Origin of the sequence: Pseudonocardia sp. MH-G8, from assembly GCF_002262885.1 — a bacterium.
In the GTDB taxonomy this organism is placed as follows: Bacteria; Actinomycetota; Actinomycetes; order Mycobacteriales; family Pseudonocardiaceae; genus Pseudonocardia.
Genome location: NZ_NKYF01000053.1, coordinates 1 through 22,343 on the forward strand (window position 1 = coordinate 1; position 22,343 = coordinate 22,343).

20 protein-coding genes and 2 pseudogenes are annotated in these 22,343 nt (G+C 71.2%); 12 read left to right on the forward strand and 10 right to left on the reverse strand.

What is annotated here, in order from left to right; genetic code table 11:
• Positions 1-8 precede the first annotated feature (8 nt).
• From CFP66_RS50600 to CFP66_RS46300, 12 genes and pseudogenes are all read left to right on the forward strand, one after another.
• A pseudogene (locus CFP66_RS50600) lies at positions 9-305 on the forward strand (beta-L-arabinofuranosidase domain-containing protein); the annotation flags it as partial.
• 68 nt (positions 306-373) lie between these two features.
• Positions 374-1,104: pseudogene (locus tag CFP66_RS50605) on the forward strand (beta-L-arabinofuranosidase domain-containing protein).
• Positions 986-1,465, forward strand: a complete 480-nt coding sequence (locus tag CFP66_RS48890; RefSeq protein ID WP_233160297.1) for a beta-L-arabinofuranosidase domain-containing protein — start codon at positions 986-988, stop codon at positions 1,463-1,465. Before CFP66_RS50605 ends, CFP66_RS48890 begins: the two are co-directional and overlap by 119 nt.
• A 551-nt stretch (positions 1,466-2,016) precedes the next feature.
• Positions 2,017-3,126, forward strand: coding sequence for a CaiB/BaiF CoA-transferase family protein (locus CFP66_RS46260; RefSeq protein ID WP_255413952.1), 1,110 nt, complete (start codon positions 2,017-2,019; stop codon positions 3,124-3,126).
• A gap of 33 nt (positions 3,127-3,159) precedes the next feature.
• The gene (locus CFP66_RS46265) at positions 3,160-4,290 is read left to right on the forward strand and encodes an acyl-CoA dehydrogenase family protein (RefSeq protein ID WP_094931950.1); all 1,131 of its coding nucleotides are present in this window, start codon (positions 3,160-3,162) and stop codon (positions 4,288-4,290) included.
• On the forward strand, positions 4,287-5,501 hold the full coding sequence (locus CFP66_RS46270; protein ID WP_094931952.1) for a CaiB/BaiF CoA-transferase family protein: 1,215 nt from the start codon (positions 4,287-4,289) through the stop codon (positions 5,499-5,501). The genes CFP66_RS46265 and CFP66_RS46270 overlap by 4 nt, the downstream gene beginning before the upstream one ends.
• Positions 5,498-6,613: a zinc-binding dehydrogenase gene (locus CFP66_RS46275; RefSeq protein WP_094931954.1), complete on the forward strand. Its 1,116-nt coding sequence runs from the start codon at positions 5,498-5,500 to the stop codon at positions 6,611-6,613. Before CFP66_RS46270 ends, CFP66_RS46275 begins: the two co-directional genes overlap by 4 nt.
• Entirely contained in the window at positions 6,610-7,716 is a 1,107-nt protein-coding gene (locus tag CFP66_RS46280; RefSeq protein ID WP_233160298.1) for a glycoside hydrolase family 88 protein, read from the forward strand. The genes CFP66_RS46275 and CFP66_RS46280 overlap by 4 nt, the downstream gene beginning before the upstream one ends.
• Before the next feature lie 76 nt (positions 7,717-7,792).
• The gene (locus CFP66_RS46285) at positions 7,793-8,956 is read left to right on the forward strand and encodes a GAF domain-containing sensor histidine kinase (RefSeq protein ID WP_094931956.1); all 1,164 of its coding nucleotides are present in this window, start codon (positions 7,793-7,795) and stop codon (positions 8,954-8,956) included.
• Positions 8,949-9,590 (forward strand): response regulator transcription factor, encoded by a 642-nt coding sequence (locus CFP66_RS46290; protein WP_094931958.1) that lies wholly within the window; start codon positions 8,949-8,951, stop codon positions 9,588-9,590. The genes CFP66_RS46285 and CFP66_RS46290 overlap by 8 nt, the downstream gene beginning before the upstream one ends.
• A gap of 69 nt (positions 9,591-9,659) precedes the next feature.
• On the forward strand, positions 9,660-10,643 hold the full coding sequence (locus tag CFP66_RS46295; protein WP_094931959.1) for an AMP-binding protein: 984 nt from the start codon (positions 9,660-9,662) through the stop codon (positions 10,641-10,643).
• A gap of 50 nt (positions 10,644-10,693) precedes the next feature.
• The gene (locus tag CFP66_RS46300; RefSeq protein WP_094931960.1) at positions 10,694-12,016 is read left to right on the forward strand and encodes an MFS transporter; all 1,323 of its coding nucleotides are present in this window, start codon (positions 10,694-10,696) and stop codon (positions 12,014-12,016) included.
• Here CFP66_RS46300 and CFP66_RS46305 read toward each other — a convergent pair.
• From CFP66_RS46305 to CFP66_RS46355, 10 genes are all read right to left on the reverse strand, one after another.
• On the reverse strand, positions 11,996-12,247 hold the full coding sequence (locus tag CFP66_RS46305) for a transposase (RefSeq protein WP_094931961.1): 252 nt from the start codon (positions 12,245-12,247) through the stop codon (positions 11,996-11,998). The two genes, CFP66_RS46300 and CFP66_RS46305, sit on opposite strands and share 21 nt — an antisense overlap.
• Before the next feature lie 52 nt (positions 12,248-12,299).
• On the reverse strand, positions 12,300-12,572 hold the full coding sequence (locus CFP66_RS46310) for a transposase (protein WP_143517632.1): 273 nt from the start codon (positions 12,570-12,572) through the stop codon (positions 12,300-12,302).
• 806 nt (positions 12,573-13,378) lie between these two features.
• Positions 13,379-14,392 (reverse strand): phosphotriesterase, encoded by a 1,014-nt coding sequence (locus CFP66_RS46320; RefSeq protein ID WP_094931964.1) that lies wholly within the window; start codon positions 14,390-14,392, stop codon positions 13,379-13,381.
• Positions 14,392-15,567, reverse strand: a complete 1,176-nt coding sequence (locus CFP66_RS46325; RefSeq protein WP_094931965.1) for an alanine racemase — start codon at positions 15,565-15,567, stop codon at positions 14,392-14,394. The genes CFP66_RS46320 and CFP66_RS46325 overlap by 1 nt, the downstream gene beginning before the upstream one ends.
• A 4-nt stretch (positions 15,568-15,571) precedes the next feature.
• Positions 15,572-16,345, reverse strand: a complete 774-nt coding sequence (locus CFP66_RS46330) for an ATP-binding cassette domain-containing protein (protein ID WP_094931966.1) — start codon at positions 16,343-16,345, stop codon at positions 15,572-15,574.
• Positions 16,342-17,316 (reverse strand): ABC transporter permease, encoded by a 975-nt coding sequence (locus tag CFP66_RS46335; protein ID WP_094931967.1) that lies wholly within the window; start codon positions 17,314-17,316, stop codon positions 16,342-16,344. The genes CFP66_RS46330 and CFP66_RS46335 overlap by 4 nt, the downstream gene beginning before the upstream one ends.
• A 23-nt stretch (positions 17,317-17,339) precedes the next feature.
• Positions 17,340-18,476, reverse strand: a complete 1,137-nt coding sequence (locus CFP66_RS46340; protein WP_198962149.1) for a substrate-binding domain-containing protein — start codon at positions 18,474-18,476, stop codon at positions 17,340-17,342.
• Between the two features lie 25 nt (positions 18,477-18,501).
• Positions 18,502-19,530, reverse strand: coding sequence for an SIS domain-containing protein (locus CFP66_RS46345; protein ID WP_094931968.1), 1,029 nt, complete (start codon positions 19,528-19,530; stop codon positions 18,502-18,504).
• Entirely contained in the window at positions 19,530-20,477 is a 948-nt protein-coding gene (locus tag CFP66_RS46350) for an ROK family protein (RefSeq protein ID WP_094931969.1), read from the reverse strand. The genes CFP66_RS46345 and CFP66_RS46350 overlap by 1 nt, the downstream gene beginning before the upstream one ends.
• A gap of 78 nt (positions 20,478-20,555) precedes the next feature.
• On the reverse strand, positions 20,556-21,812 hold the full coding sequence (locus CFP66_RS46355) for an ROK family protein (RefSeq protein ID WP_198962150.1): 1,257 nt from the start codon (positions 21,810-21,812) through the stop codon (positions 20,556-20,558).
• Positions 21,813-22,343: the final 531 nt, after the last annotated feature.

The following is a 22,343-nucleotide window of genomic DNA, read 5'->3' on the forward strand; positions in this document are numbered from 1 at the left end:
CGCAGGCCGTGGGCGGCGAGCGCGCTCGCCGCGCCCTCGGCGCGGTCGGTGGCGGCCACGTACTCCCGGTCGCCGCTGATGTGGGCGATGTGCCGGCGCCCGATCTCGAAGTCTTCGGCCCTGGCGGGAGCCCCGGGATCGACGGCCATCCCGAGATCGAGACCGCGTTCGTGGAGCTCGCCCGGCTGACAGGCGAGCAGCGCTACCTCGAGATGGCGGCCGAGTTCGTCGAGCGGCGGGGGCACCAGCGGTTCGCGGACATCGAGTTCGGGCGTGCCTACTTCCAGGACGACGTGCCGGTGCGCGAGGCGACGGTCCTGCGGGGCACGCGGTCCGTGCGCTGTACCTGGCTGCCGGGGCCGTGGACGTCGCGGTGGAGACGGGGGACGCCGATCTGCTCGCCGCCGTGGAGCGGCAGTGGGACGCCACCATCGCCCGACGGACGTACCTCACTGGCGGGATGGGGTCGCACCACCAGGACGAGTCGTTCGGCGACGACTACGTCCTCCCACCCGATCGCGCGTACTGCGAGACTGTGCGGGAGTGGCGTCGGTGATGCTGTCCTGGCGGCTGCTGCTCGCCACCGGCGATCCGCGGTACGCCGACGTCGCCGAGCGGACGCTGTTCAACGTCGTTGCAACCTCGCCCTCTCCCGACGGCCGGGCGTTCTACTACATCAACACGCTGCACCAGCGGCAGCTGGGGCTTCCGGCTTCGCTCGAGGTGGAGACTCCGCGGGCGGCAAGCAGCCTGCGGGCGCGGTGGTTCTCGGTCTCATGCTGTCCGACGAACGTGGGCGTACGTTCGCGAGCCTCGACACCTACCTCGCGACGGCGGACGAGGACGGTCTGCAGGTGCACCAGTACGCAGATGCGCGGATCTCCACACGGCTCCCCGACGGTCGCGCGGTGTTCGTCGAGATCGGCACGGCCTACCCGGACGCGGGGCGCGTCACGGTGCGGGTCACCGAGACCGACGATGCGCCGTGGTCGCTACCCTCCGCGTGCCGTCCTGGGCGGCGGGTGCGGCGGTGGTCGACAGGGACGGGCACAGGAAAGCCGGACCCGGGAGCTTCTCGATGCGCCGGCGCTTCTCGGTCGGTGAGGAGATCCACCTGGACCTGCCGGTCGCGCCGCGCTGGACCGCGGCCGATCCGCGCATCGACGCGGTCCGCGGGTGCGTGGCGGTGGAGCGTGGCCCGCTCGTCCTGTGTGTGGAGTCCACGGATATCCCCGGCGGACCGCACGTGGACCACGTCCGGGTCGACCCGGACCGGCCGCTGCGGGACGACGGCGCGGTGACGGCGTCCGGCGTGCTGGTTGAGCACACGGACGCGGCATGGCCCTACGGACAGGCCGGGCAGCGCGATCGGGCGGGCGCGCCCGTCAGGATCCCACTGGTGCCCTACCACTCATGGGCGGCCCGCGGTCCGTCGACGATGCGGGTCTGGCTGCCGACGGTCTGAGCCGGTTGCGGAGGGGTCGCCTCCCTCGCCCGTGCCCGCGACCTGCGGCCCGCGATCGCGACGAAGTCGCCGACCGGCGGGGAAGGTGCGAGCCAGGGCCCGACGAGGTGATCACGGTCGGCGGCGCCGCAGGCCATGGCTCCACCGGCGGCGACCCCACGCCCGCCGCGCCTGCTCGCGCGGCGACCCACCTGTGGAGGCCAAACCTGGGGTGGCTCTTCCACCGAGGCGGCGCGACGCGCGGCGGGGGAATGGCCGTAGGTGCGTGATCGGCGCGGTGCGTCTCGGACGGCCTGCATCGCCTGGTGCGGCCGATGCTGTAGCCGTGTGATCCCTGCCGGCCGGGAGGCAGACGGCGCGTGAAAGCGACCCCTCCATGTGGAGGTGCACACCCATCGCCGTCCCGCGGAAGGTGAAGCCCGACGCGTTCTGAGAGGACCTCGACGAGGAGGACGAATTTGCCTCACGCACAGACCGGCCCGTCAAGTCCGGTGATTTCCGGGGGCACCGCCGATGACGGAACCGCCCGCCGGAAAGGGCCGCTCGCCGGAGTGCGCGTACTCGACATGACCCGGCTCGCGCCCGGGCCATACGGCAGCATGCTGCTGGCCGATCTCGGTGCCGAGGTGATCGCCGTCGGCGGTGGGAGATCGGGCCTGCCGGTCCCGGCGCTGTCGCGCGGAAAGGAGTTCGTCACGCTGGATCTGAAGACCGGCGAAGGGCGAGCCGTGCTGCAACGGATGGTGGCGGAATCGGATGTCCTGATGGAGGGATTCCGGCCCGGCGTGGCCGACCGGATCGGTGCGGGCTACGCCGAGCTGAGCGAGATCAATCCGCGATTGGTCTACTGCAGCGTCACCGGCTACGGGCAGACAGGTCCGTGGGCGCAGCGCGCCGGACACGACATCAACTACCTCGCCGTCGGTGGTGCGCTCGGCACCTTCGGTCCGCCCGGCGGACCGCCGGTGCCGCCGCTGAACCTGGTGGCCGACTTCGCGGGCGGAGGACTGCTCGCCGCCTTCGGGGTCGTCGGTGCGCTGTACGAGCGCGAGCACTCCGGGCGTGGCCAGTACATCGACGCGGCGATGGTCGACGGGGTCTTGTCGATGATGGGTATGAACCTCGCTGACTGGGGTGGGCCGTCGCTGCCGCGGCGCGGTGAGGGTGTGCTCGCCGGAACGCACCCCGCCTACCGCTGCTACGCGTGCGCAGACGGCCGGTACGTGGCCGTCGGGGCGTTGGAGAACGCGTTCTTCACGAACCTGTGGCAGGCCCTCGAACTGGGTCCGGTGCCAGACCACATGGACCCGGAGGAGTTCGCGACCATCGAGGTCCGCCTCACCGAGTCGTTCCGGCAATGCACCATGGCGGAATGGGCAGAGTTCTTCTCCGGCATCGACGCCTGCGTTACCCCGGTGCTGGAACCGCACGAGCTCGCCGGATCTGACCAGATTGCGCAGCGCTACCCGGACTCCCCGACCCGATCGGTGCCGGCGGTTCCGCAGTACTCGCGCACCCCGGCGGCAGCTGGCCCGACCGAGACCGCTGACTCGACGGCGCGCGTGCTCGCGCGTTTCGGGATCGGCGACGAGGACGCGCGCAAGGCGATCGGCTCGAGCACGCCCGATGCCGTGCGAGGCCTGCGCTGGCCGCCGATCTGAACTCATCTCGACGATCCCGAGGAGCGAGAACGAATGCAGACCGAGTACGACGACTTTCGCAGCAGCGTGCGGCGGCTCGCGGCCGACAAGGTCGCCCCTCACGCCGCGGACGTGGACGACCAGGAGCGGTTCCCTCAGGAGGCGTGGGACGCGCTGTGCGCGGCGGACCTCCCGGGCCTGCCTTACGACGAGGAGCTGGGAGGTTCCGGTGCCGACCTGCTTTCGCAGGTGATCGCGGTGGAGGAGGTCGCGGCGGCCTGCGCCAGCTCGGCGCTGGTGCTGCTCGTCAACTGGGCGGGCACGTCCACCGTCGTCAGCCAGGGTTCGGACGAGCTGCGTTCCGAGGTCGTCCCGCGCGTCGCGAGCGGCGAGGCCGGAGCGGCGTGGTGCATGACCGAGCCGACTGTCGGCTCGGACCTGTCCGGCATCAGGACGAGCGCGGTACGGGACGGCGGCGATTGGGTGCTGAACGGCCAGAAGCGCTTCATCAGCAACGCGCCCTGGGCCGACTGGTACGCGATCCTCGCCCGGACCGGAGAACGGGACTTCGGCGTCCTCATGGTCCACCGCCACGACCCCGGCATCTCCTTCGGCCCGCACGAGAAGAAGATGGGCATGCGGGGCAGCCCCACCACCGACGTCGCCCTGGACGACTGCCGCGTGCCCGCCCGTCGGGTCGTGGGCGATCCCGTGCAGGGGTACCGCTACATCAACGGCGAGCTCAACGGCAGCCGCGCGCTGATTGCCGCACAGGCGCTGGGGATCGCGCAGGGTGCTTTCGACGCGGCCGTCGCCTATACCGGTCAGCGGGAGCAGTTCGGCCAGCAGCTCTCCCGGTTCCAGATGCTCCGCGGGATGGTCGCCGACATGGCCGTGAAGATCGAGTCGGCGCGCGCGCTGCTCTACGACGCGGTCCGCCTGATCTCCGACGACGATCCGCGTGCCCGGGCCCGGGTCTCCATGGCCAAACTGCTGTGCAGCGACAACGCCATGTCGGTGGCCACGGACGCGGTGCAGCTGCACGGTGGGTATGGGTTCGTGCGGGACTACCCGGTCGAACGCATGATGCGCGACGTCAAGATCACGCAGATCTACGAGGGCACCAACCAGATCCAGCGTCTGGTGATCGCCAAGGACGTCTACGCCGGGCAGGCGCGGGCATGACGCGCGCGCTGGAGGGGATCCGTGTCCTCGACCTCGGCGAGATCATGCAGGGGCCGCTTGCGGCGCAGGTGCTCGGCGACTTCGGGGCCGACGTCGTCAAGGTCGAGCGCGGGGTGGCGGGCGACATGATGCGCTCGCTGGACCGCGATGCCATCGAGGCAGGCGAGCCGTCCTCCTACTACGTGGCGGTGAACCGCAACAAGCGCAGCGTCTCGCTGAACCTCAAGACGCGCGAGGGGCTGGCGGCGCTGCACCGTCTGCTGGAGCGCGCCGACGTACTGGTGCACAGCTACCGGCCGGCCGCGGTGCGCCGCCTCGGCCTGTCCTACGAGGAGCTGGCCGACCGCTACCCGCGGTTGGTCTACGCGTCCGCGTCCGGTTTCGGGGAGACCGGGCCGTACGCGCACAAGGCGGGCCAGGACATGCTCGCGCAGTCGCTGAGCGGGATGGCCCGGACGGTGGGGGACCCCGGTCTTGCGGCGCACATCTCACCGGTGCCGGTGGTTGACTACGCCTCCGGGATGGCGCTGGCCCAAGGGATCCTCGCGGCGCTGCTCGAGCGGGAGCGTTCGGGGCGCGGGCAGCATGTGAGTGTCAACCTCTTGGACACCGCGATGGCGCTGCAGACGCTGGAGAGCGCGTCGATGCTGATGTATGGGCGCGAGACGAACTGGGTGACCGACTGGTACAGCGGCGTCTTCGAGACGAGCGACGGAATGGTCACGGTGCTCGGCCTGTTCCGGGAGAACGCGCTGCACCTGGTGTGCAAGGCGCTCGACCTAGAGGACCTGAGCAGGCGGCCGGAGTTCGGCACCGCGAGCCTGCAGGCGCGCAACAAGGAGCGGGCCAACGAACTGCTGCGCGACGCCGTTCGTGCCTTGACCACCGAGGACGCCATCCAGCGGTTCGACTCCGCGGACCTGCTGTCCGCGCCGCTGCTGACGCTGGACGAGGCGCTGCGCCACCCGCAGGTGCTCGCGAACGGCACGATCACCCGGGTCGAAGTGGCCGGCAGCACGTCGACCCGGATCCTCGGCAACCCGGTCACGCTCTCCCGGACCCCCGCGCGGATCACCCGGGGCGTCGCTGCCGTCGGCGAGCACACCGAACCCGTCCTGCGGGAGTCCGGCTTCGGGGACTCCGACATCAACGCGCTGCGGGCGAGCGGGGCGATTCGCGACCGCGGCGAGCGCAAGGAGGTCACCCCATGAGCCGGCCCAGCGCCATCGTGCTGCACGAGTTCGGCACGGATCTGGAACTCCGCACGTTCCCACAGGCGATGCCCGAGCCGGGCGCGGTGCTCGCCGACGTCACGCACGCCGGCGTCTGCGGCACCGACATGCACTTGCAGCAGGGGCGGCTGGCGATCCCGCTGCCGATCGTGCTCGGTCACGAGGCGGTCGGGCGGGTCCGCGCGCTCGGTGCGGGCGTGCGCACCGACGCCACCGGCGCGCCGCTGTGCGTGGGCGACCTGGTGTCGTGGGCATCGAACATCCCGTGCGGCGCGTGCACCGCCTGCGGTGCCGACGGCGCGCCTTCGCTCTGCGAGACGCGGCGGGTCTACGGCATCAACCAGGGCTGCGCGCAGCCGCCGCACTTGTCCGGCGGCTGGTCCGAGCAGATCTACCTGCAGCCCGGCTCGACGATCGTGCGGGTGCCCGACGGCGTCGGGCCGGAAGAGGTGATCGCGCTCGGCTGCGCGGGCCCGACCGTGACTCACGCGCTGCGCGACGTTGCGCAGGTGCGCGAGGGGGATGTGGTCGTGGTCCAGGGCAGTGGCCCGGTCGGCATGGCGGCGGCGATGCTCGCCGCGGTCGCCGGGGCGCGCCGGGTGGTCGTCGTGGGCGGCCCCGCGAACCGGCTCGAGACCGCGCGGCGGATCGGCGTCGGTGACGTGCACATCGACATCGGCGCCGAGACCGACCCGCGGGGCCGGCTGGCACGCGTGCTCGCCGAGACAGCGGACGGTCGGGGCGCGGATCTGGTCATCGAAGCCACGGGCGTGCCGTCCGCGGTGGCCGAGGGGATCGACATGGCCCGGCGGGGCGGCACGTACCTGGTGGTCGGCCAGTACACCGACCACGGCGAGACGCCGATCAACCCGCACCACATCACCCGCAAGCAGCTGCGGGTGCTGGGCAGTTGGGCGTTCTCGCCGCAGAACCACGTCGACTACGTGCTGTCGGTTCCCGCGCTGGCCGCCCGCTTCGACCTGCCGGCGCTGCTGACGGCCTATCCGCTCGAGCGGGCCAACGACGCGCTGGCGGACATGCGCGCGGGGCGCACGCTCAAGCCGGTGCTGGTGAACGGGGCACGGACGTGAGCGGGGAGCAGCTGCGGCGGATCGACGACGGGGTGCGGCAGATGCTGTCCCGCGTCAACGCAACCGCGGCCGAGGCCGAGACCGGGTTCCCGCACTACGCGGAGACCGCGGGCGGGCGGTGGACACGCACCCCGGATGGGTTCTGGACCGGCGGGTTCTGGGGCGGCCTGCTCGCGCTGAGCGCACTCGGTTCCGGTGACCGGTCCTACGCCGGGCTGGCCGAGGACGTGGCGCGTCGGCTCGTCCCACGGGCGAGATCGGACACCGCCTTCCGCGGATTCCTGTTCTTCTACGGGGCGGGCGTCGCGCAGTTGACCGCGCCGAGCGACGCGGCGCGAGATGCCGCGCTGGCCGGTGCCCGGGGCCTTGCGGCGAGCTTCCACCACGCCGCCGGGCTCATCCCGCTGGGCACGCAGGCCGAGGAGGCCGGCGCCGTCGGGCGAGGCGCCGCGAACATCGACGCCGTGCCGGGGACGGTCGCCCTCCTCGCGTGGGCGGCTGGCGAGCTCGGCGAACCCGCGCTCCTCGACATGGCCCGCCGGCATGCGCAGCGCCACGTCGAGTACTGCGTCCGCTCCGACGGCTCCATCTGCCAGTCGGCGGCGTTCGACGAGCGGGATGGGAGCCTGCTGCGCCGCTACACGCACAAGGGGCGCTCGGACGACAGCACGTGGGCGCGGGCCCAGGCCTGGGCGATGCTGGGCTTCGCGCAGGCGGGCCGGTGGGTGTCGCCGGACTTCCTGCCCACCGCGGTGACCGTCGCGGACTGGTGGATCGAGAACCTGCCGGCCGACCGTGTCGCGCTGTGGGACTTCGATGCCGGCCGCGACGAGCCGCGGGACACCTCGGCGACCGCGATCGCCGCTGCGGCGCTGCTCAAGCTCGCGGCGCTGCTGCCGGACCGCCCGCACTACCGGGAGCACGCGGCGGCGATGGTGGACATGCTGGTTGCCGGCCACCTCACCCCGTCCGGCGCGCTCAGCGGCGGGTGCTTCGACCCCACACGGGGCGTGGCGACCGACAGCGAGCTGGTATGGGGTGACTACTTTCTGCTGGAGAGTCTCCTGGCGCTACGGGGCAGGATCGAGCCCGCATCGCTGTGACCTGTGGTGCCTGTGACCTGTGAGGGCCTGACTCCCGGAACGTAGGGTCAGGCGACGAGGAACGAGGAGACGAGCGATGTCGCTGCCGTCCGGAGGCGAGACCGACGCCGTGCTCGACGAGCTGGCCGTCCGGCACTCCGAGCTGCTCGTGCTGCAGGACGACTCGGTCGCGATGCAGGCGGTCGCGCGCCGTCTGCGGGAGCTCGGCGGATTCGACATGTCGCTGGTCGGCCGCGTCGAGGCCGGCAGGCGGATGGTGCACCGCAGCTGGCAGGGCACCCAGAGCACGGCGCTGCACCGGCTCGTCGTGCCCGAGGGGATCGGCCTGGGTGGGAAGAGCATCGCACTGCGCAAGCCGGTCTGGGTGCGGGACTACCTCGCGTCGACGACGATCAGCCACGAGTTCGACGAGCTGGTGGACCGGGAGGGCCTGCGCGCCATGCTGGCCGTTCCGATGGTCTACGACGGCGCGGTGCTCGGCGCCGTGTACGTCGGGGTGCGGGAGAAGGTCTCCTTCGGCGACGGGGTGATCGCGCGGGTCGAGCAGGAGGCGGCAGGGGCCTCGATCAGTCTCGTCAGCTCGCACCGCGCCAAAATGCGGACGGACCTGACACTGGACGCCGACCGGCGGCGGCTGGCGGCCGACCTGCACGACTCGGTCAGCCCGGTGCTGTTCCGCATCGGTGCCGAGCTGCGAAGCCTGCGGTCGGTGCAGGACCTTGATCGCATCCGTGGGCGGCTCGACGAGGTCGAGCGCCAGGTCCAGTCGGTGAACGCGGCGCTGCGCACCTCGCTGGCCCGGCTCACCGAACAGCCGGCGGAGCGGCAGCTCGCCGTCGCGATCCAGGAGGACTGCGAGGCGTTCGAGGAGCGGACCGGGATCCCGGCCCGCTATGTTGCGCTCGCCGAGATCCCGGAGCTGCCGCCCAGCAGGGTCGAGGCGCTCACCGGCGTCGTGCGGGAGGCCCTGGTCAACGTCGAGAAGCACGCCCGCGCATGCACCGTGGTGGTGAGCGTCGTGGTCACCGGCAACGCGCTGACGGTGGCCGTCGCTGACGACGGGCAGGGCAGCCAGGACGGCGGCACCGCGCCGGAGAAGGCCGGTCATCTCGGGCTCCCGCTGGCAGCCCGGCGCATGGAGCGCGTCGGGGGCGGGTTGTCGGTCATCGGCAATGAGGACGGCGGCGTCACGGTGCGGGCGTGGGTGCCGCAGGCCAGCGAGGAGGCGACCGATGATTGAGCAGGCCCGTGTGCAGGTGCGGGTGCTGGTCGTCGACGACCACCCGGTGATCCGGGACGGGGTGGAGTTGCTGGCCGCAGAGGACCCGACCATCACCGTGGTGGGCGGCGCCGGCACCGGGCACGAGGCCCTGCAGGTTGCCCAGCAGGTGGCTGCGGACGTGATCCTGCTCGACCTGCGCCTGCCCGATATGCCGGCGCCGGAGTTGGTGACCCGGCTGCGGCGGGTGGCGCCGAACGCCAAGATCCTGCTGTTCACCGCGTTCGCCGACCACGGCGCCATCGACGTGCTGATCGACGCCGGAGCCGATGGATGCCTGGTCAAGGACATCACCGGCGGCGACTTCGCCACCGCGGTGCACCGGGTCGCGCACGGCGTCCGGGTCGTCGACCCGCGGCTGACCGGCCGACACACCTCGGCCACACCCGAACTGCTGTTCCGGGTCGGGCTGACCCGTCGCGAGTACGAGGTGCTCCGATTCGCGGCGATGGGACACAGCAACCCCGAGATCGCCGACGAGCTCGCACTCGCCCGGAACACCGTCAAGACGTATCTGCAGACCGCGATGCAGAAGCTGAATGCGCGCAACAGGGTCGAAGCTATTGCGAAAGCGCACCAGTTGCGGCTGCTCTGAAAAGTTGTGGTCTGACCGGAGTTCTTGTCTAAGGTCGATGCTGTCCGACAAGGCGCGGAGGTGCTGTAAATGAACGGCTGTCGGGTGCGCGAGACGCCGCCGAGAACGAGTTTCGACTCGGTTTTCTACGCCGAGTGGGAGCGGTGGCGAGAAAGGCCCGCAATGGTGTGGGTCCCGCGGGTCGGCCCGCCGCTGCTGCGCACCGTCGGCCATTTCTCGGACATGGCGAGGCGCGTCGCGAACGTGCTCGACGGTCTGGGCGTGACGCCCGACGACCGGATCGCGCTGGCGCTGCCGCCGGTTCCCGAGTGGTGGGAGCTGGCGGCCGGGGCGGCGCATGCGGGCGTTCCGTTCGCGCCGCTGCCCGAAGGTGGCGGCATGCCGGACCTGGTGGCCGCGGTGCGCGCCGTGGCCGCGACGGTCCTCGTGGTCGACGGCGCGCGGTCGGAACTCGTTCAGGCGGTCCGGGAGGGATGTCCCTCGGTGCGCCGGGTGATCCGGGTGCGCGGTTCGTCGGTACCCGCCATGGGTGGTGTCGTGGACTACGGGTCGGCGATCTGGGCCGTCATGCACTCCTCGGACTCGGACCACGACGCCCCTCCGTCCCGCGGTCCGGTGGTGCTGACTCACGACGATGCGGCGACCGTCACCGCGCGCGGGTACGAGGAGATACGCGAGGCGCAGGACCGGCTCGCCGCGCGGCGCTGGACCCGGCCGAAGCCGGACCTGCATTTGAACCTCGTGCCGTCGCACACCCTCGCCGGCGTGGTGTTCGCGCTGTTCGAGCCCTGGTCGGCCGGCGCCGCGATCCTGGTCGACGAGATCGCGGCGGATCTGACGGCCTCTACGGACTCCGGGACCGTCGCACGGGTCGCCGCGCTCGTGGACCGCTTCCCTGTGTCCACCCTGTCCGTCCCTGCCTCCGCGCACGCCGCGCTCGGCGCGGGATGCGCCGTGCTGAGAACCGACACCGCGCTCGGGCTCGACCGGGCGGAACCGGTAGTGGTCGCGCGGATCCTCCCCGCAACCACGTTGTATCGCACATTCCGATGAACTTCCGGGCGCCCGGCAATGGCCGTCCGACACACGCTGAAGGAGCTCGCATGCCTCTCGTCACGCGCAGTGGGAAAGTGGGTCTGGCCAGTGCCGTCGGAACGACGGTGGAATGGTACGACTTCTTCATTTACGGTACCGCGGCCGGGTTGGTCTTCAACCACCTGTTCTTTCCGCAGTTCGACCCGCTGATCGGCACCCTCCTGGCTTTCGCCACGTTCTCCGCGGCGTTCGTGGCACGGCCGATCGGGGGTGTGCTGTTCGGGCACTTCGGCGACCGGATCGGTCGCAAGTCGATGTTGGTGCTGACCCTCACCATCATGGGGGCGACCACGTTCGCGGTCGGTCTCCTGCCGAGCTACGACACGATCGGCATCGCCGCTCCGATCCTCCTGGTGAGCCTGCGCTTCATCCAGGGGCTCTCGCTCGGCGGCGAGTACGGCGGTGCGGTACTGATGGCGGTCGAGCACGCGCCGGCCGGCCGGCGCGGGTACTACGGGAGCTGGGTGCACATGGGGGTGCCGGCCGGCTTGATGCTCGGCAACGCGGTCTTCCTCGCATTCGGGGCGATGTCACCCGAGAGCTTCTTGCAGTGGGGCTGGCGAATCCCGTTCCTGATCGGTGGCGTCTTCGTGCTCTTCGGGCTCGTGATGCGCCTGAAGCTCGGCGAGAGCCCCAACTTCGCCGCGCTCAAGGAGAGCGACGACGTCGTGAAGCTGCCGATCGCCGTGGTGCTGCGCAAGTACCCGAAGCAGGTGCTACTGACCGGCGGGGCGTACCTGGCGATCGGCGTGACCTTCTACGTCACCACGGTGTTCGGCCTGAGTTACGGCACCCAGCAGCTCGGCTTCAGCCGCAACGCGATGCTCGTCTTCGTCCTGGTGGCCATGGCTGTGACGTTCTTCGCGCTGCCGGTGTTCGGAAGCCTGTCCGACCGGGTCGGGCGGAAACCGGTGTTCGTCGGCGGCGTGATCGCGATGGGGGCCATGGTGTTCCCGTGGTTCTGGTCGCTCAACTCGGGCTCGCACGTGCTCGCCATGCTCGGCTACGTGCTGGCCTGCGTCGCCTTCGCGGCTTCGTACGGGCCGCTCGCGGCCTTCTTCGCCGAGTCGTTCGAGACCCGGATCCGGTACTCCGGCATCTCCTTCGGCTACACCCTGGGCACCCTGGCGAGCAGCGCGGTGGCGCCGATCGTCGCGACCTGGCTTCTCGACGTCACGGGCGGGTACGAGTGGATTGCGTGGTACATGATCGCGATGATCGTGGTTTCGCTCCTCTGCACGCTCGCGCTCACCGAGACCGCCACCGCGGAGCTGTCCGACGGGCACCCTCGCGCACGGGCCGGTGAGGCCTCACGGTCGACGGCGGACTGAGCCTGCGCGGTGGGCGCTCCGCCTGACTAAGGTGGAGCGCTGCCAGCCGCGAAACGGCCCGTAGATCGACTGCCAAGAGCCGCAGCGTTCGGGCACGTCGCGCCATAGGGCGGCGGTGCGGATCCGCCACCAGATCGCGTTGATGAGTTGGCGGCGAGTCCAGATCGGGGGCCGTCCGAGTGTGCTTGTCGCTGGCAGGAGTGGTTCCAGCAGCTGCCACTGCGCGTAGATGAGGTCCCTGCGTCTGCCCGCGGGTCAGGGGCCCGGCATAGTTGATGTTGCATTATGTGAGCAGGTCAACGGCTCGCAGCGGGTGGCGTCCGGTTTCGCGGCCGGCTTCGGCGATGTTGGTGGCGCCGGCGAGCCGGTGACGGCTGATCGCGAGGTTGCGCAGCACGGCCATCGTTGCCGGGCCGGTGCCGGTACGGATCTGAGACAGGTCCTCGTCGAAGGTGACGTCACGCACCCAATGCAGCCGGTTCTCGATATGCCAGTGCCCACGAATGATATCGGCCAGCCGGTCGGGGCGGACATCGCCGAACCCGGGGCTGGTCACCGCGTGGACGGTCTCGGTCGACCACCGTTTCGTGCTGGTGGCGGCGGGCCGGCGTCGGCGGACGATCCGGGCGGCCAGGGGCGTGCGGGAATCCGATTCCCGCGGCGGTCGCGCACAGTTGCAAAGTGCGGGTCTCGACCCGGCCGTGCCCACGTCCGCGGACGTCGTCCACGACCGGGATCGTCGACCAGAGCAGCGCGGCGAGCTGGGCGTGCAGCGTGGGCTGGTTGGCCTTCACGGCGAACACGTAGTGCGCGTCGCGGGCGTGCAGCCACCGGGCGTGGGCGTGCGGCGGTGATCACCGCGCCGGCCAGCGGGCATGCGGCGTCGATGCGCTCCAGCAGGGGCGCGAACGCGGTGATCTCGTTGGTCTTGGGGTCGACCTCGGTCTGGCCGAGCACGACCCCGGTGGCGTGGTCGAGCGCGCCGAGCAGATGCACCGCCCGCCGCTGGCCCGGGCGCCTGGGGCGGACTTGCCGTCCAGCGCGATCGCCCGCGCCGGTCCTCCGGTGCTGGTCGGGCTGGTCGGGCCGGTGACGCGGCGGGCGAGCCACCCGCTAACCGCAGTGTCCAGCTCGTCGGGATCCACCCGCTGCAGGACCCGCCGGATCGTCGCCTCACTCGGCGTGCGCCGGCCCGTGCCCAGCCGCAGCCGGACCGAGACCGGCAGATCATGAGCCCACTCGGCGCTGAACGGCGTGTCGGCGGGGCTGGTTTGGCAGCGTGGCCTTACGTGAGAGCGATTCCAAGCCAGGAGCGGATCATGGCGATTCCCATCTCGACGCCGCGGATGCCGTCCGACGTTGCTACTGGATCGTCAGCATCCGGGTCGGGTTGGTGCGTGTCATGGTGTCGAGTTGAGGTTGGGTGACCCCGCGGTCCCGGAGCATCGGCGTGAATCGGCGGGCGAGGTAGCTGTAGCCCCAAAAGCCGTGGGTATCGGGGTTGAGGTAGACCTCGGAGCCGGTGAGGTCGTGGGACAGCAGGATCTGGTCGACGAACCCCGCTGCTACGAGCGTGGCGATCCGGTCCGCGCGGGTGTGGTCGGCGCGCTTGTAGGCGTCCTTGCGGTAGGCGCCGTCGGGCTGGTCGGGGTCGATGGGGTCGACGCGGAAATCCCAGTGCTGCTTGCCGATCGTATCGAACGCGATCATGACGCCGGTGGCCAGGATGGTGCGTACGTAGTCGGTGTCGGGGTGCGTGTCAACGTGCCCGATGACAACCCGGTCCAGCAGCACCCGCTCCTGCCGAAGGATCTCGATCTGCTCCAGAGCCATGGTGCCGTGCGTGGTGTGGGTGCACAGGGCCAGTCCGGTCTCCCGGTGGGCGCGGGCGGAGGCGCGGAGGCACTTCTCCTCGTGTGGCGTGATGCGGCCGAGGCTGGTGGCTTGTTCACCGAGCACACCTGCGGTGATCGTGGACCCACCGATGCCGACGGTCGCGTCGTCGACCAGGCGGCGGGTCATCTCCGACAGCGTCGCGTCGCGGGCCCACGCGGGACTGAAGCTCTCTAGGTAGACGGCGGTTCCGGTGACGACGTGCAGGCCGGACAGCTCGGCGATGCGACGCAGCAGGGTCACGTTGGCGCCGTCGACGTCGCGTCCGACTACGCCGTACGGGCTGAGGTCGACCACGGTGTCGATGCCCAGCTCCCGGAGCCCGCGCAGCGCGCCGACCGCAGTGGTGACCTGGTCCTCGTCCGAGGTCCCGCCCCCGGACAGCCAGCCGCCCGGAGTGAGCGACAACAGGTGCTCGTGCGGCAGGATCCCGGTGACGCCGGCGGCGTCCACTGGGCCCAGGACGGTCTGGATATGTGCCATCAGGTCGGCCAGTCCGTCGCCGCGCCGGCGGCCGACCAGATTCCGGTGATCCGCGGGCTGCCGGTGGAGATGCCACTGATCCCGGCGGTGTAGGCGCGGGTGACGAACGCCTGCGCTCGGAACCCCAGCACGACGCTGTCGCCGACCGCGCCGCCGTCGAGCTGCCCGTAGTAGTCGATGGCGGTGCGGTCCGGGAAGGTGGCGGCGCGCGTCGTGGCGGCGGCACCCTCGCGGCCGACGACGGCGCGGATCGGGTATGCGGCGAACACCGGGTCGACATAGAGCCCGCCGCCGAAGAAGTAGCCGCGGCCTGCGTGCCGGTGGCTGATCTCGGAGAGGTAGCAGATCGCCGGCCGCTCCGGCAGGTCCTCGACGGCGTGCCAGGGCGTGGTGCCGGTCAGGGCGTGGCCGGGTTCGACCTGGGTGGCGCCGATCTCGGCGAGGACCGGCAGCGTCGACGCCGACGTGGTGCCGGGGGCGTTGACCCGGATGCCGGACCGGCCCCGGCCGCGGAGTTCGTCGGCGGCCCAGGCCAGGGTCTGCGCGTTGCGGGTGGGTCGGACGGTGCGCCGGTCGTGGTCGAACAACAGCGCGGGGAAGGTGGTGATCCCGGCGAAGGCGGCGCCGTCGAGGTCGTCGAGGTCGTCGGCGACGCGCCCGATGTCGGCGGCCGGAAATCCGCCTTCGTGACCGGGGTAGAACTCGTCCTCGGGCGCCTGGATGCGCGCCAACAGCCGCTGCTCGTGGCCGTTCCGGCGGGCGGCGCGGGCCGCCTCGACGGCCTTGTCCCGGCTGAACACCGTCCAGTTGTCCGGGCGCAGCGCGGCGGCCGCCGCGGCTTCGGCCCACGGGATCTGGACCAGGTGTCCGAGGTGGCCGATCCGCATGCCGGCCCGGCTGGTCGCCCGGGCGTCTTCGAGATCGACGTTGACGCTGGCGGTGATGCCGCCGGCCAGCACCGCTCGGCAGAAGTCCGGATTGCGCCCTACCTGTTTGGTCATCGCAAACACGGTGAGGCCGAGCGGGCTGGCCGCGGCCGCGATCGCGCGGGCGTTCTCGGTGATCGTGTCGAGGTCGAGGACGTAGGTGTTGGCCGGCAGCTGGGCGCTCTGGTGCAGCCCGACGGCGGCGTCGACCAGGGCCGGGTTGCGGCGGCGCAGTAGGTCCAGGAACACGGTCTCACTCCTCTCCGTCGGCGGCCTGCAGCCCGGTGATCATGGAAACGATCTCGTTCTTGTCGGTGGCGCCGACCTCCCGGGTGCCGATCTGCTCGCCGCGGCGCAGAACGGTGATCCGGTCCGAGATCCGCATGACCTGGTCCAAGTTGTGGCTGACCACGAGGATGGCCAGGTTGCGGGCGCGCAGCCGGAGGATGAGCTGTTCGACCTTGGCCGTCTCGGCCACGCCGAGGGCAGCGGTCGGTTCGTCCATCAGGATCAGCCGGGACGCCCAGTGGGTCGCCCGGCTGATTGCGATGCCCTGCCGCTGCCCGCCGGACAGGTCCCGGATCATCGAGCGCGCCGACGGAATGCGCACGTCCAGCTCGTCCACCAGCTCCTGGGTCTGCTGGGCCATGGCCTTCTTGTCCAGCCGGCGCAGCGGCCCGCGGACCAACTCGCGCCCCAGAAACATGTTCATGTACACGGGCTGGTGGTCGGCAAGCGCGAGGTCCTGGTGCACCACCTCGACGCCGAGCCCGCGGGCGACGCTGGGATCGGCCAGCTTGACCGCCTCCCCGTCCAGCGACACCGTCCCTGCTGTCGGCTGGTGGATGCCGGACACCATCTTGATCAGCGTGGACTTCCCGGCGCCGTTGTCGCCCACCAGGGAGACCACCTCTCCGCGGCGTACCTCGAGGTCGAAGCGGTTGATGGCGACGATGCCGCCGAACTGCTTGCGGATGCCGTCCAGGGACAGCGCCGGGGCGGTGTCGGTGACGGAGCTGGTGGTCACGACTGCTTCTTCTCCCGGAGGGTGAGGGCCACGGCGATCAGGATGATGAGCCCGCGGGCGATCTGCTGTTCGGAGTCGGTGAGACCGGCCAGGATCAGCCCGTTGTTCAGCATGCCGAGGATCAGTGAGCCGACCAGCGCGCCGATCACGCTGCCCTTCCCACCGAAGAGCCGCGTCCCCCCGATGACCACCGCCGCGATCACGGTGAGCAGGTCGGCGGCACCGAGCGTGTAGGTCGCTCCCTGCAGGCGGCCGGTGTAGAGCATCCCGGCCAGCGCCGCGGCCACCGCGCTCGCGACCAGCACACCGATCTTGATCCGGTCGACCTTGATGCCGGAAACTCGGGCGGCCCGTTCGTTGTCGCCGGTGGCCAGGACGTGCGCGCCGATGCGGGTGTGCCGGTAGAGGAAGTGCCCGCCGACCACGAACAGCGCCGACCACCAGATCAGCGACGAGATCCCGGCGAGCGAGCCGGTGCCGAACAGGCCGTTGTAGTACTCGTCGAGCGACGGCACCGCCTGCAGGTTCGTCACACGCTGGGACAGCCCGGTGACCAGGCCCAACATGCCCAGGGTCACCAGGAACGACGGCAGCCGCAGCACGGTGATGAGCACCCCGTTGACCAGCCCGACCACCACCCCGGTGAGCAGCCCCCCGACGATCCCGGCGACCAGGCCGAAGTTCGCCACCGCGACCGCTGACACCAGCGCGGCCAACGCGACCACCGCCCCGATCGACAGGTCGATCTCTCCGGTGCTCAGCACGAACACGGTGGCGACGGCCATCAGGGTGACCGGTGCGGTCTGCAGCAGGATGTTGAGCAGGTTCTGCGGCTGCAGGAAACCCTGGTTGCCCAACAGGGCCGCCATCACGACGAAGATGAGGACGAACCCGACGTAGACGAAGTAGTGGTCGAGGTCGAATCGATGGCGCAGGGCCGCTGGTCGGCTCGGCGCGACGGTTGTTGTCATGGGTTCCCTTCTCCGACGAATGGCTAACGCAGGGCTTGTTGCACTGATGCCGGTACGTCGATGTTGAGCGACTGTCGATACCCGGCCGGGATGGTGTCCTTCGCGATGGTGAGTGCGTTCGCGACGGCGAACGGTGGGGCCTGCTTGCCCAGCAACGCATAGGCGGCCGAGGCGGCCATGCCCTTGCCGAGGTTGTAGGCCTCGTCCGCGACGACCGCGACGGTGGCGCCGCCCTTGGCCATGTCGACCATGACCGGGTCCTCGACGTCCAGCGTGACGACCCTGGTGTGGGTGTTGCCGACCGTGCGCAGCGCGGAGATCACCCCGGCGGCCGGCTGCGCCCAGCTGGCGTAGATGCCGTCCAGGTCGGGGTTCTGGGTGAGCAGCGCGTTGGCGATGCCGGTTGCGTTGTTCGGGTCGCTGAAACCCTGCTCCGCGACGATGCGGATCCCGGGGAACTCCTGCTCCAGGGTCGCCTTGAACGCGGCGTCGCGCTGGTTGGTGACGTAGTACTTCGCGTCGTAGTAGACGATCGCGACGGTGCCCTGCCCGCCCAGCGCGATGCCGAGCGCCCGGGCGGCCTGCTGCCCCATGGCGAACAGGTCGTCGGTGACGATCGAGGAGTACTCCTTGCCGTAGGTGTAACCCGTTGGCACGTTGGAGAGGAACACCAGCTTCGTCCCGGCGTCCACAGCCGGTTGGAACGCCGCTGCCGCCGACGTCGGGTCGACCGGGAGACCGATCATCACCGACGGCCGGGTGGCCATGGCCGTCTGGACCTGGTTGCTCTGCGTGCCGGCATTCATGTTGGCGTTGGTGGAGGCGACCACCTCGACTCCGAGCCGGTCGAACTCTGCCTGCGCGCCGGCCTGCACGGCGGCGACGAACGGCCCCGAGGTGTGCCAGATCTGGGCGGCGGTGAACCCGCCGGCCCGCAACGTGGCCACCTCGTCGTCGGTGAGCATCAGCTGGTCGACCGGCGTCGGCTGCTCGCCGTTCGGCCCGGTGGTGCCGGTGATGTCCAGGTCGATCACCGACGATCCGGGTGCACCGCCCGCCTGCGCGTCCGGGCTGGGCCGGTCGCCGGGGGTGGCGCCCGTGCTGCAGCCTGCGAGCAGAAGGGCGACCCCGACTGCACTGGCGACGATCGTGGGCTTCATTGGTGTCCTTCCCGCGGGGCAGTGCTCACTGCGTGGGCGTGATCTTGCGGAGGCCGCTGGGCGCGTCCGGGTCGATGCCGCGCCGTTGGCTGAGGGCAAGGGCGAACTGCTGGCCGCGGACGGTGGCGAGCACGCATTCGAGGTCCTGTTCGCCTTCGGGCAGCGGGACGTCCGCATCCGGAGTCGTCCCGACGACCACGCTGCGGGCGCCGCGTGCGGCCAGGTCGTCGCGCAGGGCAAGGGTGTCCGCGTCGGCCGGGCCGGACCCGGCGATGAGCAGTGCCGGTGTCCGCGGGCCGCACACCGCGATCGGGCCGTGCCGGAAGTCCGCGGTGGAGAACCCGTGCGCCATCATCGCGGTCGTCTCCTGGAGCTTGAGCGAACTCTCCGTTGCGGCGGCCAGGCACAAACCCCGTGCGACCACGGCCATCCGGTCCACATCGATCGCCGCGGCGGCCGCCTCGACCGCGTCACGGTCCTGCAGCACCTCGGCCACGGCGTACCCGATCTCGCCCGGGCCGAGCGCGGATCCCGCCGCGTCACCCAGCCCACCGGCGACGGCGAGCATCGCGAGCATCTGCGCGGTGACGGTCTTCGTCGCCGGCACCGCTCGCTCCGGCCCGGCGCCCAGCCCGATCGACAGGCTGGACGCGGCAGCGAGGTCGGACTCGTCGTCGTTGGAGATGCCGAGGACGACCGCACCGGCGGCCCGGAACCGGCCGGCCAGGTCGACGATCTCCGGGGTCCGGCCGGACTGCGAGACTGCGACCACGATCCAGCCGGCGAAGCCGTCGAGCGGGCGGCGATACGCGGTGGCGATGCTCGGTGCGACCAGGCACGTCGGCAGCCCGTGATCGCGTTCGACGAGATAGCGCCCAAGCAGCGCCGCGTTGTCAGAGGAACCGCGAGCCAGGAAGGCAACCCCGCCGGGCCGGGCCGGGCGCACGGCCCGAACCTGCCCCGTGATGTCGGGGAACTGGTCGGCCAACCGGGACAGCACCGTCGGCTGCTCGTTCATCTCCGCCGACATCAGGCGACCCAGCTCAACTCCCATCAGGACACCGACCCGTGCATCAGGGCCGGCGAGGCCTGCTCGCCGGGGCGGGAGGCCCGGTCCGCCAGTGCGTCGAGAGCGAGGGCGAGCGCGCCGTGCAGCGATGCGTCCGTGGTGAACCTCGCCAGCGTCAGATCAGGGGGGAAGGGCACCCGTCTGGTCAGCGCCGACGCGAGCAGCGGCAGCACCAGGTCGGCGGACCCGGTCAGCCCGCCGCCGAGCGCAACCCGCTCCGGGTCGACGAGAACGCAGCAGTTGACCAGTGCCGCGGCCAGGTGGGCCAGTGCCCGATGCGCGAGAGCTGTCGCCACCGGGTCGGTCGAGCGGTAGAGCTCGGCCGCGGTCGTGGGGCGGCCGAGCACTGCGGTCGCCGCTTCGCCCAGCGGCCCGCCGCCCACGATCCGTTCCAGCGCCGGTTCCGGCGCCGTCGCATTGTCATCGTCGACGTCCGGCATGAAGTAGGCGATCTCGCCACCGGCCTGGTGCGCACCCTGCAGGACGCCACCACCGACCGTGACAGCGGCGGCGATCCCGGTGCCGACGTTGAGATACAGGCCGGGCTCGGCGCCGCGGAGTTGCCCCGCCCGCGCCTCGGCGAGCGCGGCCGCCTTCACATCGTTGGTCACGTCGACGACGTCGACGCGGCTCAGCTCGCGGACCTTCTCGGCGAGCGCCACGTCCTGCCACCCCGGCAGGTTGGGCGCCAGCAGGATGCCGTCCGGTCGAACGATCCCGGGGCAGGTGCAGCCGACGGCTTCGATCTCTCGCCCGGCCCGTCGACGCAGCTCGTCGAGGGCCGCGCCGAGACGGCGGAACAGGTCGTCGGGATCGCCTGCGGGACGGGTCGGCAGGCGGAGCCGCTGGAGGATCTCGCCGGTCGAGCCGGCCACGGCGACGTCGACCTTCGTGCCGCCGATGTCGATGGCGGCGACCAGTGCTGCGGGCATGTTAAAGAGTATTTATTAAAGGCTCTTTCATTGTCAAGGCGCGGTAGCCCGCGCCGCCGGCACGAGATGTAGTCGTCGCTATCGGGTGCTCGTCGCCACTCGGGCGGGCCGGTCCGCCTCGGTGGTGGCGGCGAAGAGCAGTTCGCGGGCCCGCTGGACACCGGTGGCGATGGCGCCGCGCAAGACACCGGAGCTGCCCAGCTCGGCCACGACCAGGCGCGGACTCATCGGGGTGAGCTGGGCGAGTGCGGCCCGGATCCCGGGTTCGAGCAGGTCGAGGTTCTGGCCGACGCCACCCCCGACGACGATGATCTCCGGGTCGAGCAGCGCGGCGACGCCCCCGATCAGCTGCGCGAGGTGCCCTGCCTCGGTCGCGACCGCCTGCAGCGCAGGCGCGGAGCCGGCGCGCGCCGCGGTGAACACCTCCTGGGCGGAGACCCGCGCAGGCATCCCGGCGTCACGCGCGTAACGCACGACGGCGTCGGCGCCCAGTCTCTCCTCGAGCATGCCCCGACGCGTCGCACCCCGACGCCCGGACGCCGGCTCGCCACCGATCGGCAGGTAACCGGCCTCCCCCGCGGCACCGGTGAACCCGCGGTACAGCCGGCCGTCGAGCAGCAGTCCGACGCCGACACCGGTGCCGAGGTGCACGTAGGCGAAGTCGGCGTGGCCGCGCCCGGCGCCGTAGGTGTGTTCGCCGATCGCGGCCAGGTTGGCGTCGTTGTCCACGGTCAAGGAGGTGTTCAACCGCTGCGCCAGCGCCTCGGTCAGTCCGACCCGCTGCCAACCGGGCAGGTTCGCTGCGTAAAGCACCCGACCTCGACGCGGGTCGTACACACCGGGCGAACCGATCACCGTGTGCGTGATCGCGATCGGCTCGATGCCTGCGGCCTCGGCGACCTCGTCGGCGGCGGTAGCGATGAGATCGACGAGCCCCGCCGAGGTGCGGGCGACGTTACGCAGGTCGACGGTGCCCAGCTGGGTCCCCGTCAGATCGGCGACCGCGGCGTGCAGCCAGCTGCGACCGATGTCGATGCCCAGCACGTGTCCGGCCGCGGCGTTGGCCTCGAAGACCGCCGCCGGGCGTCCGCCCCCGGGTGCCGACCGACCCTGCTCCCGAACCAGGCCGGCCGCCGCCAGCTCCCCGAGGGCGGCGATCACTGTCGGCACCGACAGCCCCGCCGCCCGCGCCAGCTTCGGCCGGGTCGCCGGCCCGTCCGCGAACAGCCGCTCCAGCAGGGACCGCTTGTTCATCTCCCGCAACAGCCCCGACGCGACCGCAACCTCCCGCGGACCACTACCCCCGCCGGGCTCGGCCATGTGCTGTTCCTCCACCGCTACGTCCTGTTACGTCCTGTGACGTTGGCCCATCATTTCATCCTGCCCTGCATCGAAGCGCCGAGCGTCGGACAGGCCGTCGACCGCGCCGACGCAAGGCGTGGTGATCGTCGACGGCGCCCTGCTGTGGACCGATCGGGTCGGCACGGCGGCCGTTGGCGACTGGTCCTACCACACCGGAAAGCACAAGGCCGCGTCGGACCGCAGCCCGGGTGCCGTCGCGCGATGCCTGGGCGTCCCCGGGCGCGCGTCGGTACTTCCTCGCGCCATGCTCGCCCAGGACGCGCTTGATCGTGCTCGCGCTGACGTCGCGGCGTCTGAGCAACTCGACCAGCGTCGATCCGGCTGGGTAGAAGGTGGCAACAGCGCCCGAACCGATCTTGGCCCGGCCTGTGAGGTGTGGTGGGCAGGTTCAGCCGGTCGTAGCCGGGGGTCAGCCGGCGCCGAGAGTCGACTCGCGCAGCACGAGCCGGCACGGTAGGCGCTGGACGCCCTGTGCGGCGCTGCCGTCGATGCGGTCGAAGAGCC

Excerpts from the sequence above, each read along its gene's own strand:
- CFP66_RS46265 (WP_094931950.1), top strand. The coding sequence starts at position 3,160 with ATGCAGACCGAGTACGACGACTTTCGCAGCAGCGTGCGGCGGCTCGCG.
- CFP66_RS46270 (WP_094931952.1), top strand. The coding sequence starts at position 4,287 with ATGACGCGCGCGCTGGAGGGGATCCGTGTCCTCGACCTCGGCGAGATC.
- CFP66_RS46275 (WP_094931954.1), top strand. The coding sequence starts at position 5,498 with ATGAGCCGGCCCAGCGCCATCGTGCTGCACGAGTTCGGCACGGATCTG.
- CFP66_RS46285 (WP_094931956.1), top strand. The coding sequence starts at position 7,793 with ATGTCGCTGCCGTCCGGAGGCGAGACCGACGCCGTGCTCGACGAGCTG.
- CFP66_RS46290 (WP_094931958.1), top strand. The coding sequence starts at position 8,949 with ATGATTGAGCAGGCCCGTGTGCAGGTGCGGGTGCTGGTCGTCGACGAC.
- CFP66_RS46295 (WP_094931959.1), top strand. The coding sequence starts at position 9,660 with ATGAACGGCTGTCGGGTGCGCGAGACGCCGCCGAGAACGAGTTTCGAC.
- CFP66_RS46300 (WP_094931960.1), top strand. The coding sequence starts at position 10,694 with ATGCCTCTCGTCACGCGCAGTGGGAAAGTGGGTCTGGCCAGTGCCGTC.
- CFP66_RS46320 (WP_094931964.1), bottom strand. The coding sequence starts at position 14,392 with ATGGCACATATCCAGACCGTCCTGGGCCCAGTGGACGCCGCCGGCGTC.
- CFP66_RS46335 (WP_094931967.1), bottom strand. The coding sequence starts at position 17,316 with ATGACAACAACCGTCGCGCCGAGCCGACCAGCGGCCCTGCGCCATCGA.
- CFP66_RS46340 (WP_198962149.1), bottom strand. The coding sequence starts at position 18,476 with ATGAAGCCCACGATCGTCGCCAGTGCAGTCGGGGTCGCCCTTCTGCTC.
- CFP66_RS46345 (WP_094931968.1), bottom strand. The coding sequence starts at position 19,530 with ATGGGAGTTGAGCTGGGTCGCCTGATGTCGGCGGAGATGAACGAGCAG.
- CFP66_RS46350 (WP_094931969.1), bottom strand. The coding sequence starts at position 20,477 with ATGCCCGCAGCACTGGTCGCCGCCATCGACATCGGCGGCACGAAGGTC.